This is a genomic window from Halomonas garicola, from assembly GCF_031935715.1.
GTDB lineage: Bacteria > Pseudomonadota > Gammaproteobacteria > Pseudomonadales > Halomonadaceae > Vreelandella > Vreelandella garicola.
The window spans coordinates 1-18,186 of record NZ_JASSZF010000001.1 but is presented as its reverse complement, the minus strand read 5'-3'; the positions used below and the strand labels follow the sequence as shown (position 1 = coordinate 18,186).

The 18,186-nt window shown below is 60.5% G+C and carries 20 protein-coding genes; 14 read left to right on the top strand and 6 right to left on the bottom strand.

Annotation, left to right across the window (positions count from 1 at the left end; translation table 11 throughout):
- Window positions 1–2: 2 nt before the first annotated feature.
- The 5 genes from RS027_RS00100 to RS027_RS00080 form a co-directional block, all read right to left on the bottom strand.
- Window positions 3–863, bottom strand: coding sequence for an efflux RND transporter periplasmic adaptor subunit (locus RS027_RS00100; protein WP_311952082.1), 861 nt, complete (start codon window positions 861–863; stop codon window positions 3–5).
- Window position 864: 1 nt separating this feature from the next.
- Window positions 865–1,092 carry a DUF1656 domain-containing protein gene (locus tag RS027_RS00095; protein WP_311952080.1) on the bottom strand — a complete coding sequence of 76 codons (228 nt, stop codon included), beginning with the start codon at window positions 1,090–1,092 and terminating at the stop codon, window positions 865–867.
- Between the two features lie 18 nt (window positions 1,093–1,110).
- A complete protein-coding gene (locus RS027_RS00090; RefSeq protein ID WP_311952078.1) occupies window positions 1,111–2,037 on the bottom strand; it encodes a LysO family transporter in 927 nt (308 codons plus the stop codon).
- 54 nt (window positions 2,038–2,091) lie between these two features.
- Window positions 2,092–2,766, bottom strand: a complete 675-nt coding sequence (locus RS027_RS00085; protein WP_311952068.1) for a hypothetical protein — start codon at window positions 2,764–2,766, stop codon at window positions 2,092–2,094.
- A 112-nt stretch (window positions 2,767–2,878) separates the two neighbouring features.
- Window positions 2,879–3,814, bottom strand: coding sequence for a 2-hydroxyacid dehydrogenase (locus RS027_RS00080; RefSeq protein WP_311952065.1), 936 nt, complete (start codon window positions 3,812–3,814; stop codon window positions 2,879–2,881).
- 228 nt (window positions 3,815–4,042) lie between these two features.
- Here RS027_RS00080 and doeA point away from each other — a divergent pair, with 228 nt between their 5' ends.
- From doeA to RS027_RS00025, 11 genes are all read left to right on the top strand, one after another.
- Window positions 4,043–5,242 carry an ectoine hydrolase DoeA gene (doeA, locus tag RS027_RS00075; protein WP_311952060.1) on the top strand — a complete coding sequence of 400 codons (1,200 nt, stop codon included), beginning with the start codon at window positions 4,043–4,045 and terminating at the stop codon, window positions 5,240–5,242.
- Window positions 5,243–5,289: 47 nt separating this feature from the next.
- Window positions 5,290–6,306 (top strand): N(2)-acetyl-L-2,4-diaminobutanoate deacetylase DoeB, encoded by a 1,017-nt coding sequence (doeB, locus tag RS027_RS00070; RefSeq protein WP_311952056.1) that lies wholly within the window; start codon window positions 5,290–5,292, stop codon window positions 6,304–6,306.
- 22 nt (window positions 6,307–6,328) lie between these two features.
- Complete coding sequence (locus tag RS027_RS00065) at window positions 6,329–6,805, top strand: Lrp/AsnC family transcriptional regulator (RefSeq protein WP_311952525.1); 477 nt, start codon at window positions 6,329–6,331, stop codon at window positions 6,803–6,805.
- Between the two features lie 204 nt (window positions 6,806–7,009).
- Window positions 7,010–8,506, top strand: coding sequence for an NAD-dependent succinate-semialdehyde dehydrogenase (locus tag RS027_RS00060; protein WP_311952053.1), 1,497 nt, complete (start codon window positions 7,010–7,012; stop codon window positions 8,504–8,506).
- Between the two features lie 128 nt (window positions 8,507–8,634).
- Window positions 8,635–8,979 (top strand): putative quinol monooxygenase, encoded by a 345-nt coding sequence (locus RS027_RS00055; protein ID WP_311952050.1) that lies wholly within the window; start codon window positions 8,635–8,637, stop codon window positions 8,977–8,979.
- Window positions 8,980–9,015: 36 nt separating this feature from the next.
- The gene (locus RS027_RS00050; RefSeq protein WP_311952048.1) at window positions 9,016–9,483 is read left to right on the top strand and encodes an S-ribosylhomocysteine lyase; all 468 of its coding nucleotides are present in this window, start codon (window positions 9,016–9,018) and stop codon (window positions 9,481–9,483) included.
- Between the two features lie 654 nt (window positions 9,484–10,137).
- Window positions 10,138–11,067 (top strand): DUF2971 domain-containing protein, encoded by a 930-nt coding sequence (locus RS027_RS00045; RefSeq protein ID WP_311952045.1) that lies wholly within the window; start codon window positions 10,138–10,140, stop codon window positions 11,065–11,067.
- A gap of 69 nt (window positions 11,068–11,136) precedes the next feature.
- Window positions 11,137–11,565: a hypothetical protein gene (locus tag RS027_RS00040; protein ID WP_311952042.1), complete on the top strand. Its 429-nt coding sequence runs from the start codon at window positions 11,137–11,139 to the stop codon at window positions 11,563–11,565.
- Window positions 11,566–11,710: 145 nt separating this feature from the next.
- A complete protein-coding gene (locus RS027_RS00035) occupies window positions 11,711–12,499 on the top strand; it encodes a toll/interleukin-1 receptor domain-containing protein (RefSeq protein ID WP_311952039.1) in 789 nt (262 codons plus the stop codon).
- 95 nt (window positions 12,500–12,594) lie between these two features.
- The gene (locus tag RS027_RS00030) at window positions 12,595–14,016 is read left to right on the top strand and encodes a methyltransferase (protein ID WP_311952036.1); all 1,422 of its coding nucleotides are present in this window, start codon (window positions 12,595–12,597) and stop codon (window positions 14,014–14,016) included.
- Between the two features lie 60 nt (window positions 14,017–14,076).
- The gene (locus RS027_RS00025) at window positions 14,077–14,514 is read left to right on the top strand and encodes a lysozyme inhibitor LprI family protein (protein ID WP_311952033.1); all 438 of its coding nucleotides are present in this window, start codon (window positions 14,077–14,079) and stop codon (window positions 14,512–14,514) included.
- Between the two features lie 222 nt (window positions 14,515–14,736).
- Here RS027_RS00025 and RS027_RS00020 read toward each other — a convergent pair whose 3' ends face one another.
- Window positions 14,737–15,213, bottom strand: coding sequence for a PepSY domain-containing protein (locus tag RS027_RS00020; protein WP_311952030.1), 477 nt, complete (start codon window positions 15,211–15,213; stop codon window positions 14,737–14,739).
- A 160-nt stretch (window positions 15,214–15,373) separates the two neighbouring features.
- Here RS027_RS00020 and RS027_RS00015 point away from each other — a divergent pair, with 160 nt between their 5' ends.
- From RS027_RS00015 to RS027_RS00005, 3 genes are read left to right on the top strand one after another with little or no spacing between them, the layout of a single operon-like run.
- Window positions 15,374–15,742 carry a hypothetical protein gene (locus RS027_RS00015; RefSeq protein WP_311952025.1) on the top strand — a complete coding sequence of 123 codons (369 nt, stop codon included), beginning with the start codon at window positions 15,374–15,376 and terminating at the stop codon, window positions 15,740–15,742.
- Between the two features lie 44 nt (window positions 15,743–15,786).
- Window positions 15,787–16,461, top strand: coding sequence for a winged helix-turn-helix domain-containing protein (locus RS027_RS00010; protein ID WP_311882934.1), 675 nt, complete (start codon window positions 15,787–15,789; stop codon window positions 16,459–16,461).
- Window positions 16,458–17,825: a sensor histidine kinase gene (locus tag RS027_RS00005; protein ID WP_311952020.1), complete on the top strand. Its 1,368-nt coding sequence runs from the start codon at window positions 16,458–16,460 to the stop codon at window positions 17,823–17,825. Before RS027_RS00010 ends, RS027_RS00005 begins: the two co-directional genes overlap by 4 nt.
- The last annotated feature ends 361 nt before the right edge of the window (window positions 17,826–18,186 follow it).

Genomic DNA, 18,186 nt, shown 5'->3' with positions numbered 1-18,186 from the left:
GCTCAGGGCTCCGGTTCGATGTGCACCGAGGCGGTCATGCCCGCGCTTAGCGTCATGCCGTCGGGAATCTCATCCAGAGCGATGCGTACCGGAATGCGCTGGGCCAGGCGCACCCAGCTGAACGTCGGCTGCACCTTGGGCAGCAGCTGCTCGTTGGGAGCGGCGTTGGGGTCGGCAATGGCGCGCCCGATACCGGCAACGCGGCCGGTAAGCTCGTGCTCGGCGCCCATCAGCTTGATGCGTGCCGGGTCCCCGACGTGCACCCGGGGCATCTTGGTTTCTTCGAAATAGCCGGTGACGTAGTAGGAATCCGACGCGACCAGCGCCAACACCGGCTTGCCGGCGCTGGCGTAGTTGCCCTCGTTGAGCTGCAGGTTAAGAACGTGCCCGGCGACCGGCGCGGTGATGGTGGTACGCGCAAGATCCAGCTGAGCGCTGGCAACCGCGCTCTGCGCCTGGGCAAGCGTGGCCGCGGCCACGCGGCTGTTGATGCGCGAGGTTTCCTTGTCTTCTTCGCTGATCGCCGCGCGCCCCAGCCGGCTGCGCCGGGAGGCCTCGTGGCGGGCAAGCTCCAGCTCGGCCTGGCGCTGCTCCATTACCGCCTGGGCCTTGTCCGCGCTTGCCTGGTAGCGCTCGGCGTCGATGCGAAACAGGGTGTCGCCTTTGGCCACGCGCTGGCTGTCGGCCACCGCAAGGGCGGTGACCCGCCCGGAAACGTCCGGCGCCACGGTAATGATATCGGCGCGCACGCGGCCGTCCCGGGTCCAGGGGGTGTAGAGATAATACTGCCATAGCCACCAGCCGGCAGCCGCAGCAAGACTTACGATAACCAGCGTGACCAGGGTGCGCAGCAGGGTGGACATCTCAAAAGGCTCCGATGGCGGGAAAAGACGCAGAGAACACGTAGGCGGTAGCCGCCGTACAGAGCACGAACAGCGCGGTGTCAAACCACGCCTCAAACCATGGCCGCCGGCTTTTTTGCAGGCGATAAAGCAGGGCGCGCAGCAGCAGCGTGGCCGCTAGCCCCAGCGCTACGTATACCAGCATCGGCGGCAGCAAAAGTCCGCCCAGGGTGATTTCGTGTAGTCCCATCGTGCCCCCTTGCGCCGATTACAGCGATAGCCAGAAAAGTATCAGCGGCGGGGATAAAAGCGACAGCAGAAAGCCGCTGACCACCGCCACCGGTACGAAGGTTACGCCGCCGTGCTGCTGAATTACCGGCAGGGCGAAGTCCATGGAGGTGGCGCCGCCGTAGCCGATGGCGAGCGCCGCATGGCGCTGGATCACCAGCGGTACCAGCACGAAGGTCAGAAGCTCCCGGGCAAGGTCGTTGAAAAACGCCACGCCGCCCATGAGCGGACCGAGCTGGTCGCCGATCAGGATCGCCGAGAGCGAGTACCAGCCAAACCCCGAGGCCATGGCCAACCCCTCGTTCCAGCTGATCGACAGCAGCGGGGCCGCCGCCAGCCCCGCCACCAGCGAACTGGCGGCAAGCGTCAGGGCAATGGCAAGCCCGTTGCGGTTGAGCAGAATCCGCCTGAGCGGCATGCCGGAGTTGCGTAGCTGGCAGCCGATCAGCGCCAGCAGCACGTACAGCACCCATTCGGCGAGCACTTCGGCGCCGTGAAAAAGCCCCTGGCCTACTATCGGGCCCAGCAGTAGGCCAAGGATAACGCCAAGGGCCACGACGCCCAGCAGCGAAAGCGAGCCTTTCATGGCGGCGAATTTGCCAACCGGCGCATTGCTGGCGCTGGGGGGCGTTTCCGCGCGCATCGCCAGCCGGTGGGATAGCCACCCAAGCGCTGCAAAATTGCAGGCGCTGGTCAGCGCGAACAGCAAAAGCGCGCTGCCCCCCAGCCGAGAAAGCTGGCTCGACAGGTTCTCAAGCCCGGCAAGGCTTGCGCCCATCAGCAGAAGGATAACGTAGATAGAGCCGTTAACCGCGTGGTTGATCAAGCCCTGCAGGCGCGGCGAGCGCACCCGGACAAGGTACCCTGCCACCAGCGGTAACAGCACGATGAGCAATCCGGAAAACATGAAAGAGGGCGGCCTTCCTTGGGGTGGCTGGGTTCAGGATGAATGATGAACGCTTTAGTTTAGCCGAGTCAGGGTGATGTGCGTTTCGCGTTTGCCGTCTTTCCAGTAGCTGGCGTCAACGATCAGGCCGGGGTAATCGGGATGGTAGTTGATTCGCAGCTCCCGGTCGGGTTTGTCCGCGTCCAGCAGCACCACCGACTGGGCGTCGAAGCGCCCGGCGGGCACCTCGAGCTCGCGCGTGCCGTCGGCGTAGTAGTGGAAGTTTTCGTCGCGCCCGCGGTGGTCGACAAAATGCACGTCGCAGGGGGCGCTTTGGCTGCAGTCTTCGCGCCCGGCGCGGCGGGCCAGGTCCACCAGCGCCGTCTGGCGGTCCAGGGTGTCGATGTCGGCATCGGCGAGCTCGTAGCTGTCGCCCACGCCGAACAGCGAGTAGCCGCTGTAGTAGTGCAGCGAATGAGTGGACTCTTCGCTGGCGATAAAGCGGCTGCGCTCCCGGCCGCTGGCCACGGCGATGGAAAAACGCATGGCGCTTTTCCAGTGGCGGCCTTCCTGACTCATGACGTGATTCAGGGTGGCACCCGGCCAGCCGTCGACCTTCAGCTTGTACTGGGCCTTGAAGGCCTCGACCGGACGCAGCGCCGGCGACTCGGCAAACGCCGGCTCGGCAAGCCCGGCGATGAGCCCAAGCGCTGCGGCAGCGGCGGGCAAGATACGTGACATAATCGGCATCAAGCCTCTCCTGGAAACAGTTTTTGTAAACAGTTCTTGTAACAGTGTCGGCCACTCGTCGGGCGACAGACGGCGACAAGGGCGAAAAGTATAGCGCCCGGCGCGGCGAGCGTCAGTAGCCGGCAGCGGGGTTGACGGTGCTAACCGGCTCGCCGGCCTCAAAGGCGCGCAGAGTGTCAATGACCTGATCAATGGCGCCGGTGAGCGGCGTGGGCGCCGAGGTGTGCGGGGTCACCGCCACCCTGGGGTGCTGCCACAGGGGGTCGTCTGCCGGCAGCGGCTCGGTGACGAAGACGTCGAGCAGCGCACCGCGCAGGTGCCCGGGCGTCGTCCCGTCACCGAGCGCCTCGAGCAGGGCGGGCTCGTCGATCAGCGCGCCGCGCCCGGGGTTGATCAGGGTAGCGCCTTCGGGGAGCTGCGCCAGGCGCCGGGCGTCAAGCAGCCCGCGCGTGGCGTCGGTGTCCGGCAGCAGGGTGACCAGGGTCCGGGCACGGCCGAGCACGGTGTCCAGGCCTTCGTCGCCGTGGTGGCAGTCCACGCCGTCGATGTCCTTGGCGGTGCGGCTCCAGCCCATCACGGGAAATCCCGCATGGGCAAGCGCCTGCGCGACGTGGGCGCCGATGGCGCCAAGGCCGAGCACGCCTACCGGCCAGTCGGCCTTGTCGGGGACGGCCTGGGGCTCCCAGCGGGCGTCGGCCTGAAGGCGAACGTAGGCATCGAAGCTGCGGTAGAAGTGCAGCACGCCGTAGAGCACGTAGTCGGCCATGGGAGCCGCCATGCCCGCATCGCGCAGCTTGACCACCGGCACGCTGTCAGGAAGCCCGGGCGTTGCCAGCAGGGCATCGACTCCGGCACCCAGGTTAATGATGCCTTTAAGCTGCGTTTGTTCCGCCAGCAGCCATTCGGGCGGCTTCCACACGGCGAGGTAGTCGGCGTTTTGCCGCGCCTCGGCGGAGTCGTTGGTGGTGACGACGGTAGCGTGGGGAAAGGCGTTTTCAAGCGCCGCGCACCAGCGGCTGGCGCTATCGTTGTGGACGACGATTTTCATGCAGTCTCCTTTGGCTGGCTTGTGTCGCCGTTGTTCGGGCGTTGCGGTAACGCTATCACGGCTGGTTGCGATTTTTGTAATAAAGGTTTTGACCCTGAGCGGCGCGAGGGTGCTAGTATCGCTGAGACGACGATGGCAGGCCTTGTGCGGCGGGCCAGGTCGCTCACGTGGCCCGGGAAACGCTTTATTGACGTCCGGTTCTTGGTGAACGTTAAGGCGAGTTGCGCAATGTCTCAGGTATCCCTGCCCTTTACGCGTGAGGAGTACGCCAACCGGCTCTGGAAAGTACGCGCCGAAATGGCCAGCCGGGGCATTGATGCGCTGATTGTCAGCGACCCTTCCAACATGGCGTGGCTGACCGGCTACGACGGCTGGTCGTTTTACGTGCACCAGTGCGTGGTGGTCGGCCTGGAAGGCGAGCCGATGTGGTACGGTCGGCGCATGGACGCCAACGGCGCGCTTTTGACCTGTTGGATCGATCCGGACAACATTACCTACTATCCGGACTACTACGTCCAGAATCCTGACATGCACCCCATGGACTACCTGGCGCAGTCAATTCTGCCCCAGCGCGGCTGGGACCGCGGCGTGGTGGGCATGGAAATGGACAACTACTACTTCTCCGCCCAGGCCTACCTGTGCCTGCGCCGGGAGCTGCCCCACGCCCGCTTTGCAGACGCCAACGGCCTGGTCAACTGGTGCCGGGCGATCAAGTCGCCCCAGGAAATCGCCTATATGCGCATTGCCGGCAAGATCGTCGAGGGCATGCACACGCGGATTCTGGAAATGATCGAGCCGGGCCTGGCCAAGAGCAAGCTGGTGTCCGAGATCTACCGGGTGGCCATCGAAGGCTTTACCGACGACAACGGCAAGGTCCACGGCGGCGACTACCCGGCCATTGTGCCGCTTTTGCCCACGGGCAAGGCCGCCGCCGCGCCGCACCTGACCTGGGACGACACGCCGTTTCGCGAAGGCGAGGGCACGTTTTTCGAGATTGCCGGGGTCTACAAGCGCTACCACGCGCCGACCTCGCGCACGGTGTTTCTGGGCCGGCCGAGCCGGGAGTTCCTGCGCGCCGAGTCGGCGCTGCTGGAAGGCATCGAGCAAGGGCTTGAAGTGGCCAAGCCCGGCAACCGCACCGCGGATATCGCCAAGGCCCTGGGCTCGGCCATGGACAAATACGGCTTCGACCGCGGCGGGGCGCGCTGCGGCTACCCCATCGGCATTTCCTACCCGCCGGACTGGGGCGAGCGCACCATGAGCCTGCGCCCGTCGGACGAGTCCGTGCTGGAGCCGGGCATGACTTTTCACTTCATGCCCGGCCTGTGGGAAGACGGCTGGGGGCTTGAGATTACCGAGAGCATCCTGATCACCGAAAACGGCTGCGAGACCCTCGCCAACTTCCCCCGTCAGCTGTTCGTACACTAGCGCCGGCAAGCCCGCGCGGCGCCCGTCATTCCTTGAGGAGCACTGTCATGAGCAAGCGTCAAAGCCCGATTACGCCCACGGTGGACTTCAACGCCGACGGCGTGCAGCACGGCTTTCTCAACCTGCCGATTTCCGTGGATGACTCGGCCTGGGGCGCGGTGATGGTGCCGGTGACCGTGGTCAAGAACGGCGAAGGTCCAACGGCGCTGTTGACCGCGGGCAACCACGGCGACGAGTATGAAGGCATTACCGCACTGTTGAAGCTTGCCGCGACTCTCAAGGCCGAGGACGTGACCGGGCGGGTGATCATCGTGCCCTGCTTCAACACCCCGGCGGTGACCGCAGGCAAGCGCACCTCGGGGCTCGACGGCGGCAACCTCAACCGCTGCTTCCCCGGCGACCCGGACGGCAGCGCCACCGAGCAGATCGCCGACTACTTCACCCGGGAAATGGTGCCCATGGCCGACGTAGTGCTGGACCTGCACTCCGGCGGGCGCACCCTGGATATCCTGCCCTACGCCGCGTCCCACGTGCTCGACAACAAGGAGCAGCAGGCGGCGGCGCTGGCCAGCGCCAAGACCTTCGGCGCGCCCTACGCCATGATCATGTTCGAGCTGGACGCCACCCACCTTTTTGATACCGTTTGCGAGGATCAGGGCAAGGTATTCGTCACCACCGAGCTTGGCGGCGGCGGCACCTCGACCCCTTATACCGTCGACATTGCCGAGCGCGGCGTGCGCAACTTCCTGATTCACCACGGCCTGATCGAAGGCGAGCCGGCGCTACCCGCCAAGCCCCAGGTGTATCTCGACATGCCCGATGCCAGCTGCTACGTGCAAAGCGAGCACTCCGGGCTTCTGGAACTGCTGGTAGCATTGGGCGACGAGGTCACCAAAGGGCAGCCCATTGCGCGGATATACGACGTGACCCGCACCGGAAGCGCCCCGGTTGACTATCACGCCGGGCGCGACGGCATTCTGATGGCGCGGCGGGCGCCGGCGCTTGCCCACATTGGCGATACGCTTGCCGTGATTGCCGACGTGGTGGAGGGCCTCGACGCCTGAGCCCATGCCCAAGTCCAAATCCATGCTTAAACTCGACCGTTACGACGTAAGAATCCTCGCGATCCTCTCCCGGGACGGGCGAATCACCAAGTCCAAACTGGCCGAGGCCATCAACCTCTCGGTCAGCCCGTGCTGGGAGCGGGTCAGGCGGCTGGAAGAAGCCGGCATCATCGAAGGCTACAGCGCGCGCATCAACACGCAGGTACTAATGCCCGGCAACTCGGTGTGGGTGCAGATCGAGCTCAAGCAGCACAGCGTGGAAAGCTTTTCGCGCTTCGAGGCGCTGGTCATGGAAACCCCCGAGGCCACCGAATGCGTGGCCGTGGGCGGGGGCGTTGATTACCTGGTGAAGTTCGAGGTGGCGAGCATCGACAGCTACCAGCGCGCCATGGACCGCTGGCTGCTGTCCGACGCCGGCATCGAGCGCTACTTCACCTATATCGTCACCAAGACGATCAAGCGCGCCACCCCGGCCATCGACGAAGACGAGCTCGCCTGATAGGCGCTTGAAGCCCCGGCGCCAAAAAAATCGAGACTTTCCAACGGCGGCGCCAAAAAAAGCGCATGCTGGGCCGGCGCATTCAAAAGCACTTCCCGCGTGAATTCCCTTATCCTTGTGGTATCAACCGCTTAAGGTATCGACAGGTTCTTGTTTGCAACAGATGCCTGCGAAAGATACCGGCACCCGATAAGGAGGGGTTTCATGACAGCACCGTCTACTATACTGTCCGATCGTCTGCAGGATCCGCGCCTGTTTCGCCAGTATGCCTACCTCAACGGTAAATGGACCCACGGCGAAGGCGGCCGCGAAGAGCCCGTCACCGACCCGGCCACCGGCGAAGTGCTGGGCCACATCCCGGTGCTGGAAGAAGGCCAGATTACCGCCGCGGTAGACGCCGCCGACGCGGCCTTTGCCGGCTGGCGGGCGCTGCGCGCCAACGAGCGCAGCGAGATTCTCGAAGCCTGGTACGCGCTGCTCCAGGAGCACAGCGAAGACCTGGCGACCATCATGACCCTGGAGCAGGGCAAGGCCATCGGCGACTCCCGGGGGGAGGTGCAGTACGGCGCCAGCTTCATCCGCTGGTTCGCCGAAGAGGGCAAGCGCACCTACGGCGACACCATTCCCAGCCACATGCCCAACGCGGCCCTGGGGTCGCTCAAGGAGCCGGTGGGTATCGCCGCGCTGATTACGCCGTGGAACTTCCCGCTGGCGATGATCACCCGCAAGGCCGCCGCCGCGCTTGCCGCCGGCTGCCCCACTGTGATCAAGCCGTCCAACGAGACGCCGTTCACCGCGCTGGCGCTTGCCGAGCTTGGCGAGCGCGCGGGTATTCCCGCCGGCGTGCTCAACGTGGTGCTGGGTGAGCCGTCGACGGTATCCAAGGTGCTGTGCGCCGAGCCGCGCGTCAGGGCGCTTTCGTTCACCGGCTCCACCCGCGTTGGGGAGCTGCTGATGGAGCAGAGCGCGAGCACCGTCAAGCGCCTCTCCATGGAGCTTGGCGGCAACGCGCCCTTTATCGTCGGCCCGGACATGGACCCGACCGAAGCTGCCGAGGCGGCAGTGGCGGCCAAGTACCAGACCTCCGGGCAGGACTGCCTCGCGGCCAACCGTATTCTGGCCCACGAATCGATCCACGACGCCTTTGTGGAAGCGTTCAAGAACAGCATGTCGGCGCTCACCGTGGGCAACGGCCTGGAAGACGGCGTGGACCTTGGCCCGCTGATCCACGGCAAGGCGGTGGAAAAGGCCCAGAGCATCGTCGATGACGCCGTGGACAAGGGGGCGACGCTGCACCAGAGCACCCAGACGCCGGTGGCCGGCGATAACTTCTTCATGCCGGTCATGCTGACGGGCATTTCCCGGGGCATGAAAGTCTGGGACGAAGAGAGCTTTTCCCCGGTGGCCGGCATTCTGCCGTACTCCACCGACGAGGAGGCCATCGAGCTTGCCAACGACACCGAGTACGGTCTGGCCTCTTACCTTTACACCCATGACGTGCGCCGTATCTGGAAGATCATGCGCGGGCTGGAGTTTGGCCTGGTGAGCGTCAACTCGGTGAAGATGACCGGCGCGCCGGTGCCCTTCGGCGGGGTGAAAGAGTCCGGCCTTGGCCGGGAAGGCGGTCCCACGGGGATCGACGAATACCTGGAGACCAAGTTCTTCTGCCTGGGCGGCATGGAGTCGGCCTCAGGCAGCTGATCCAGGGATTCGCGCCATCTTTGCGCCGCTGCTCGGCAGCGGCGCTCCCGCCTGTGGGTTGGTAAGTCCTGGTTATGCATCGCATAATGGGGAATACCAATTCGTGATGTCTCGGAAAGGATGAGGTCATGTCACAAAAGATTTACTGCGTTGCCAGCTTCAAACCCAAACCCGGCAAGGAAGACGCTGTGTTCAGAGCGCTGCAGGAACTCGAGCCCAACGGCCACCGGGAAGACGCCTGCCTGCGCTACACCGTTACCCGCAAGATCGATAACCCCTTTGCCCAGGGCGATAGCTACCCCATCGTGTTTCACGAGGTCTGGGCCAATCGCGCGGCGTTCGAGGCGCACTGCCAGCGCAAGGAAATCAAGCAGTTCTTCGCCGAAAAGCTCGCGTCGGGCGGCGACATCGAAGACGCCAACGTCTGCGTCTACACCGACGAGCCGAACAATTTCGACGCCCCCGATGTCTGACGTCGGGCGTCAAACCGATTTTGCACAGGAGGCAACATGGCCGAAGAGAAGATGAACGTCGAAAGCTTTAACCTGGACCACACCAAGGTAAAAGCGCCGTACGTCCGCCTGGCAGACGTCACCAAAGGCGCCCACGGCGACCAGATCTACAAGTACGACCTGCGCATCTGCCAGCCCAACAAGGGCCACATGGACATGCCCGCGCTGCACTCGCTCGAGCACATGATGGCCGAGCACTCGCGCAACCACTCCAACAAGGTCGTCGACATCAGCCCCATGGGCTGCCAGACCGGCTTTTACATCGCCATGATCAACCATGACGACTACGACGCCGTACTGGACATCATCGAAAACACCCTGAAAGACGTGGTCAACGCCGACGAAGTCCCCGCCTGCAACGAAATGCAGTGCGGCTGGGCCGCCAGCCACAGCCTGGAAGGCGCCCACGAACTCGCCCGCGACCTCCTCGCCAAGCGCGACGAGTGGACGGAAGTGTTTGCCTGATAGGGCGTAGCGCCCCCGCTATCAAAAGCGCCTCTGCGGAGGCGCTTTTTTGTGCCGCTACGAAAAAAGCATGAGAAATGTGGCAGGAATGTGGAAGGGTGGTTCGGAGAATGCTAATTTGGCGCTAGCGAAAGACAGACGTAACGATGGCACTGAGAGATTTCACATGGTGGGAGCGGGCTTATAGGCACTGCAGTATTTCACAGGGTGGGAATACCCAGAAAACGGGCATAATCGGACTTTAGTCCACGAAGAGGTAATAGTGGCACTAAAGTATCTCACATGGTGGGAGCGGACTTTAGTCCGCGAAGATGTTGCCTCAGCAAATTGATTCTCCCACCATATGAGGTACCGAAAAATTGGAACATTTTAATCACATGGTGGCTTTAGTCAGTCCATCAGCTGCGGGGGTCTGCTTTGCATATCCATGTGTCGTTCCTCATGAGCTGGCTATGCCTACAGTGTTATTGGTCCAAGCAAAACGCGCAAGCACGCGAATCCTGCTTAGGCTGCCGAACTATTCTTAATATTTCATAATATCAATGAGTTAGGAAAAGAAAGGTACGCTGGGTAATTTTGTTAAACGAGCTGGCACGTTCATTCAATATCCGAGCGTGCCGTCTAATACCTGTTAGGCTTCACTGGAGGTATGGATTGAGCAATCGAATATACAAATACGTGGGGTCGTCCTACTTGCATGACGTAGTAGGTGACCAAGAGGTAAGCGCGAAGTTTTCGTTTCCAAAAGACTTCAATGACCCTTATGAATTGTTCTTGACGATTGATTTCAACGAAAAGCCAGAAGTGCTGGCGCTTTACGCAGATGCCATCGGCGAATTGCCCCAGTTCCCGACCACTTGTTTTTCGCACTCGCCTGCCGTGACCCCAATGTGGGCGCACTATGCACAGAATCTTACTGGGTTTGCTATTGAATTTGACGAGGAGAAGCTACAAGAGCGCTTCCCCGAATGTCGTTTCGACGACGTTAAATACAAGACAGCGGCTGACGATGGGCTAAAAGAGACGCTGTATCGAGCATATGCTATCGGCAAGCCGCGATATACCTACATGCTGAGGAGTGGCGTTTTTAACGCCGCTTACTTCACAAAGTTGGAGTGTTGGAGCTACGAACAGGAGCGCCGCATGCTCGCCTCGGAGAGTGAAATACGAAAGCACAACGGCATGATGTTGTTGGACATACCCAAAGAGTGCGTTACTGCTTTGATCTGCGGTCCTCGTGCTTCTCAAGAAACCATTCAGAACCTGCAGGCTGCGGCAGACAATCTTTCCTGTGAATACCTCCAGATGAAGGTCGGAAGAAGCAATGCGATTCCATACTTTGTCGATACAAATGGATCGCCACTTTCCTTCACCGATAACAGCATTTCACCAGTTGCGGTAAGCTGCAAAACCTGTCGAGAGCCGGTAGGTGCCGGGAGCGACTTCTGTCCTTGGTGTCAAATCAACGATGCGCACAAGCAGGATGCTATGGATCGTAATGCATATCGGATTCTAGATCATCTCGGCCTTCTTGAAGAGTATGTTAAAGGGATGGATGACATTACTTATGGGCGGAACCGGTGACGCGCCTAACAAGTGCAGGCACGGCGACGCCCACTACATTGCGCCTTCGGCTCCATTCCGTGGGCGCGCATGCTGCAAGCGTTAGAAGGTAAAGCATATGGATATGGTGCTCAGTATCATTGGAATATTGGCCCTTGGTTTTTTTGTCAACGTAGTGCTGAAGCAAACCTACAATTTTATTTTCTACCTTGGTGGGAAACCTTTCCTATGGGTTTTGGTAGCGGCAGCCTTCTTTGGTTTGTTTCTGCCGTGTTCAACTGGTCAGTATCAATCCCAGCATGGGCGGCAGCCATCGCATTTTTCATGAATCTCCCTCCCCGCTCCACACTCGAGTCGAAGGCGCAGGCCAATGAAATATATGCTGAAATGGGGTTAAAACACGGTGCACTTTTATATCAGGTTGGCCTTGGTGGCTTCGTCGTGTCAAGCATGGTCGGCTGGGTCGTTTTCTATGGCCAGTCTTGTAACAGCGCCGGACAGTGCAGTGGTTTTTTCTAGCACTTCTAACAAGTCGTTCAAGTTCGCTACGGCCCTTTCGGGCCTCCACCGGACGTACTTACGCACGCCGCTTAACTATGCGTTAGGTGGCCCAGTCGGCGCGAATGTTATGCCAATCTGTAACGTCTGAAGGTCTTAAACGGAAATGACTCATAAAATATTTCTTAGCCACAATTACAAGGATAAACCGCTGGTTGAGGCAGCTGCGTTGAAGCTTGCCGATATATTTGGCCGGGATCAGGTTTTCTATGATTCGTGGTCCATTAGCCCAGGTGACGGCATAATCGACGAAATGAATAGGGGCCTTCAAGCGCCCGAGTTTGTGTTTTTCTTTGTTTCCGCCAACAGCTTAGAAAGCGGGATGGTGAGGATTGAATGGCAAAATGCGCTCTACTCTGCCACAAAAGGAAAAACGCGTATCGTCCCCGTCAGGGTTGATGGCAGTGAAATGCCGCCGGTATTGAAGCAGACGCTTTTTATTGACATGCACACAGTTGGACTTGAGGCCGCAATCGCTCAGATTGTCAGCGTCACCCAAGGCCACGCATCCTTTACCCCGCAGCATCAGGGTTTCTCAAATCTTTCATATACCAATGCGAAGACCGGAGATGGATCTATAGTAGTAACCATCCGAGCATCGCACTTGATGGAGCCCAATCCACACTTTGGTTTTGTTACGCAAAACTCGGAGGAAGAGATCGTGTGGTCAATGCAGAATAGTCAACCTTTCTTAGGCGGCTTCAATAAGCGTGCCGCCACTCATGCTGGTGCCTCTGTTAACGTCATTTCGATGCGCCCTATGGCTGGCGCATTGACACCCAATCATCCGTTTAGGGCCAAGTTTACTAAAAAGGGTGAGACCGATATCCGAATCATTGCTGTGTTCCACCAGAAGGGCGAGGATGAATGGGTTTCTGTACCGGAAAGCACCTAACCAGTCATTCCAGTTCGTTCCGGCCCTGGTGGGCCTCCACCGGACAGCCTTGACTCCGCTTCGCTCCGTCAAGGCTGCCGCTGAATATTGGCGTTATGAAACGGAAGACAGCTAAATCCGCAAACAGACGAAGGTTCGTTGACCGGGAGATGCAGCGTTTTTTAGCCGCATCCGTGCTGCTGTTTTTGGGCGTGGCATTCACATGGGATGGGGATTGGTGCAGAATTTCGCGAACTCTTTTCCATCCCTCGCATCGGCGCATGCCGACGCTGGCCCTCCTGCCTCTACTCATTGGTCCAAAGCCCTGCGCTTACCCCACGAATTCACAAGATAAAGGCATGAATGTGTCCCAGGCAGAAAAACCGTACGTGCAGTGGCAGGATGGGCAGACACCTCGCAGGGCGCTTTGGCTTTCCGAGAGTGGTTACGCGGCGCCGGCGCACATCGTACCCGTGGATGACCAGACGACGGCCGATCACGCTTATCGCCTAGCGTGCGAGGGCAACTACCTGCTGTGGCGCGGGGATTTTCATAATGCCCTGCAGCTCATGCAGGCCATGAACCGGCGCATCAGTCGTGCCGAGCAGCGTAAGGCTAGCAAAGCCGCCAAGCTTGGCAAGAAGCCTGATGCCGAAAGCACCACGGCCAGCGCCTTCCATCAGCAGCGTCAGGCTCAGGCCCAGCGGGCGAGAACGCTGGGGCGGCTGCTGCTGGAGCTGGATGCCGGTTACGTTTGCCGCCTGCGTCGCGCACCTGACCTGAGCACCGCCTGCGAGGCCGCGTTTGGCGCGCTGGATGAGCCTTGCCTGATATCGTTACGCGACCTGCAGGGCGCGCTGGGGGCCGCCCAGTGGCGTGAGAAAGGCGTGCCCATTGCCGGGCTGGAGCAACCGATCTTTCCGCATTACGGGGTGTTTGCGCCCACGCGGCATGAGTATGTGTCGCTGATGCAGGACGCACCGCTGCCGGCCAAACACGACGTGGCCTTTGATATCGGCACCGGCACGGGGCTGCTGGCGATCATTTTGGCGCAGCGCGGGGGAGGGCAGGTCGTCGCTACGGATTCCAACCCGCGGGCGTTAGTCTGCGCTGAAGACAATATTGAGCGAGCCGCGCTTTCGGGAGTACAGCTGCAAGAGGTTGATCTGTTCCCGACGGGGCAGCCGTTGGCCGATCTGATCGTGTGCAACCCGCCCTGGCTGCCGGCGAAGCCCAGCTCGGCGCTGGAGCTCGCCGTGTACGACCCCAAAAGCCGGATGCTGCGCGGCTTCTTGCAGGGTGTGCGTGCGCATTTGGCACCGCACGGTGAGGTGTGGCTAATTCTGTCCGATCTGGCCGAGCACCTGCAGCTGCGTACCCGAGAGCAGCTGTTAGCGTGGTTTGCCGAGGCGAAGCTGGAGGTTAAATACCGGCTCGACACCCAGCCCAAGCACGGCCGCAGCCAGGACAGCACCGACCCGCTCTATGCCGCACGCAGCGCGGAAGTGACCTCGCTGTGGTGTTTAACCTCGGCATAGGTTTGGTTCCCGGCGACGTTAACGCTGGTTCCTGCTTAACCCCAGCTCACCGGAGGCACCATGCAAAAATCCTTTCTGGCTCTTTCCCTGGCAGCCTTCGCGCCGCTGACACTTGCCGCAGAGCCGTTCTGCGATTCCGGGCACCCGCATCCCATCGACGTGCAGTTCGAGCGGGATATGGACGCAAGCGGCGGCGTGACGCTTGAGATGCGCAACGCTCAGGGCCGGGCGTACAAGGGCTGGGATACGGAGCTGAACATGGTCTATCAGGAGCTGATGGAGAGCCTTGCGTCGGATGAGCAGGCCGCGCTGAAGAAAGCCCAGCGGGCGTGGCTCACGTTTCGCGAGGCGGAGACCGAGTTCTGGTGGACGGAGAGCCTATCCGGCGGCGGCACGCTGCAGCCGGTGATTGTCGCTGACCAGAGCATTTCGCTGCTCAAGGCGCGGGTTTGCCAGCTCAAGCAGTACAAGCAGGCAGCCGATCACGGCTTATCCTGATGACGGGATAATCAAACGCTTGGACACCGCCGCCATCAGGCTGGGAAGCCGCTTTGCCTGCTGGGCTGGCGGGGAGTGGCAGATAGCACCGACGAGCCGAGTTCCTAACTCTCCAGCACCCTGATAAAGTCGGCGCTATAAGTTTAGCGGCATGCTTCAACGGCCTACCATAAACGCAGCAGGCTCCCCGTGGGGAGCCTGCGAAGCGCTTAGCTGGAGACATTAATCGCGCTCAATTTGGGTGACTTCGGAAGAACCCTGACGCACGCTGATTTCCAGCTCATGTCCATCTTTATCGCGGCCTTCTACATCGATGATACCGGTCTTGTCGATATCGAGATCTTCAAACTCAACCATTCCCTCCTGACTTGCCACGTCCAGCGCCTTGCGGATATCGTCTTTGCCCATACCCCAGGCACTGGTGATCAGGCGTTCACGTTGCTCTTGTAGTGTTTCACCGTTATCGAGGGAAAATTCCACGTCGGCGTACCACTCATCGTCGAGCCAACCTTCCACTTCTACGCGGCCACGGTTTTGAATGCTGACTTCTTCGTAGTGGCTGAAGCCGTATTCATTGGCGTGGGTCAATACGTCATCGATGCGATCCATCGGCAGTGAGTCGGCCTGGGCGCTACCCGCAGCAGCGGCAAGCAGCAGGGCAGAGGTTGGGATCAGCAGCATTTTTTTCATGGTGTTCATGGCAAATTCCTTCCTTACGTATTTGTACATGATTCTCTGTACGAGAATGGATCAATCGCATTCAGCGGATGCGATAGGGAATTTATACCACTGCGATACTTTCCTTAAGCTGAAGAAGCTGTTCATCTAGCGTTCATGTTGTTTTTGGCATGCTGGTATTATGCGTAACCTATTCCGTCGTCTTATACAGCCGCTGGGCAGCTTCCCGCGAAGCGCTCGCCGCAATGTCACTGGTTTAGGCCTGGTGCTACTGCTGGTGGGCAGCGCTGCGGGCAATCAGCATTGGGAATCGTTACACGACGAAGTACGCCGTGGTGAAGTGGTGCCTCTCGACTCCATTCTGGATTGGCTGGAAGCCCACTATATAGGTGAAGTGCTGGAGGTTGAGGTAGAGCGTGAAGAGGGAGAGATCGAGTACGAAATCAAGCTGCTGGGTCCGCAAGGGCAAGTCGTCGAGTTCGAATTTGACGGCCATAACGGCCAGTTGATGTCCATCGAGGGAGTGCGTATCAACGATATGCGCCGTTAGCCTGTTGCTCCCATTTGCCATATCAAAAGAAGGGTAGTTAGCCGATGAAGTGTTTGTTGGTAGAGGATGACCAGGCGCTCACCCGTGAACTCAGCCAGGCGCTACGCGACGGAGACTGGTTGGTAGAGCATGCGGCGACGGGCCAGGACGCTGATTTTCTAGTGCGTACGGAAGCCTACGACACGCTGATTCTGGATGTTGGACTGCCCGATGGCGATGGCACCCGCTGGCTTTCCGCCTGGCGGGAAGATGGCATCGACCTGCCGGTGCTGATCCTTACCGCCCGAGAGCGCTGGGCCGATAAAGCCGCAGGATTTACCGCCGGTGCCGATGATTACGTCACCAAACCGTTCGAATCGGCGGAAGTACTCTTTCGCCTGCGCGCCCTGGTGCGCCGCAGTCATGGTCACGCCCACCCGGTGCTGAAAGTGGGCGAGCTGAGTCTGGATACTCATACTCAGCACGTTTCGCTTGCCGGTCGCCCGGTGGGGTTAACCGCCCAGGAGACCCGTCTGCTGGGTTATTTGATGCACGCCGCGCCGCGGATCGTCAGCCGTACTGAGCTTTCAGAGCACGTTTACGACCGCGACCACGAACCGGACTCCAACGTGATTGATGTTCAGGTCAGCCGTCTGCGCCGAAAATTGGGTAGCTGGCGCATTGCTACCCTGCGTGGTCAGGGCTATCGGCTATTGGCTGAAGAGCCTGCGGGCGAATGAGCCAGAATACCACCGCCTGGAAAGACCGCTGGGCAAAGCGCTCTATCAGCGTGCGGCTACTGCTGGCCGCCTTGGTGATGGTCGGGCTGGCGCTGCCCATCGCGGGTACGCTGCTGTCTCATCACTACCGTACTTCGGCCACGCAGGCCTTTGACGAGCGCCTGGGGGCCACCCTGAACGTCATTATCGCGGGCGTTACCTATGATCGCCTTGAACAGCAGCTCGTCCACGACCGGGCGTTGGGCGATCCGCGTTTTGAGAATGTCTACTCCGGCTGGTACTGGCAAATTACCGATGGCGCGGAAAACACCCTGGCTTCGCGTTCACTGTGGGATCAGCGCCTGCCGGTCATCGACAATGACGCGATTAGCGCCCGCTCGATACCCGGCCCCCGAAGCCAGTCGCTGCGGGTGGTGGAGCGCGATATCTACCTGGCGCCGTTAGCAGCGCCGCTGCATATTAGTGTGGCCGCGCAGGACGATGCATTAGCCCGGGATATTGGTGAATTTCAACGCCTGCTGTGGGGTGGTATGGCCGGCCTTGGCGTGCTGCTGCTGGGCGTATTGGCGCTGCAGGTGCGCTGGGGGCTGGCGCCGCTGCGCCGCATGCACGCCAATCTAAAGGATGTAGAGCAGGGGAGTGCGGAGCAGTTGGATACCCGCTTGCCTGATGAACTGGCGACCCTGGCAGCCTCGATGAACGCGGTGCTGGTCCGCGATCAGCGCCTGATCGAGCGCGGACGCCATACCGCTGGCAACCTTGCCCATGCGCTGAAAACACCGCTGAGTGTGATGCGCTTACAGCTACGACAACTGCCACAAGAGAACCGTGCCGCCTGGGAGGTTGAGCTGGCGCGCGTGGATAGTGCGGTACGCCACCACCTGGCGCGGGCATCGGCAGCGGGCGAAGGCGCACGCTTTGCGCCCATTGATTTGCACGCCACCCTGGCGCCGCTGCTCCATGGGCTGGCCAGGCTTGCCCAGCGGCGCGGCATTGCGCTGCGCCCCACCTGGGCGGGTGACATCAAGGTGCATATGGATGAGCAGGATATCCAGGAGCTGGTAGGCAACTTACTAGATAATGCGCTGCGCTGGGCACACGGCGATGTGCAGCTAAAGGTAGCAGGAGGCGAGCAGCAGTTAACCCTGACCGTTAGCGATGACGGCCCCGGCATGTCCGAAGCGGAGTGTCAGCAGGCGGTACAGCGCGGCAAACGACTGGACGAACAGCGCCCGGGTAGTGGCCTGGGGCTGGCAATTGTGACTGACCTGGTGGCTCTTTACAGCGGCCGTATGCAGCTCAGCCGCGCCAGCGCCGGCGGGTTAAAAGTGATGGTGGAACTGCCCGTCGTCGCGGGTAAATAACGGAGACCATACCGTGCAGCAGCTCGCCCGCGCCGTTCTCACAAGCGTGCTGAGTAGACGCAGGTGTTTGTCTGATGGGCGTGCGCCCTGATGGAAAAGCGCCTCTGCGGAGGCGCTTTTTTGTGCCTCTACGAAAAAGCATGTGAAATATGGCAGAATTGTGGAAGGCTGTATGGGGAAGTGCTAATTTGGCGCTTGGAGCCGTAAAAGTATCGAAAGACAGATGTAACGACGGCGCTAGGGTCTGTTGACGTTTCATGGCAGGGGTATTGGCAGGATAGGGGCAAGCTCACAGAATAAAGGTTCCTAAGCCAACAAACTGCAAGCCTGCCATGCCCCGACAAATGCTCACGGATGAACA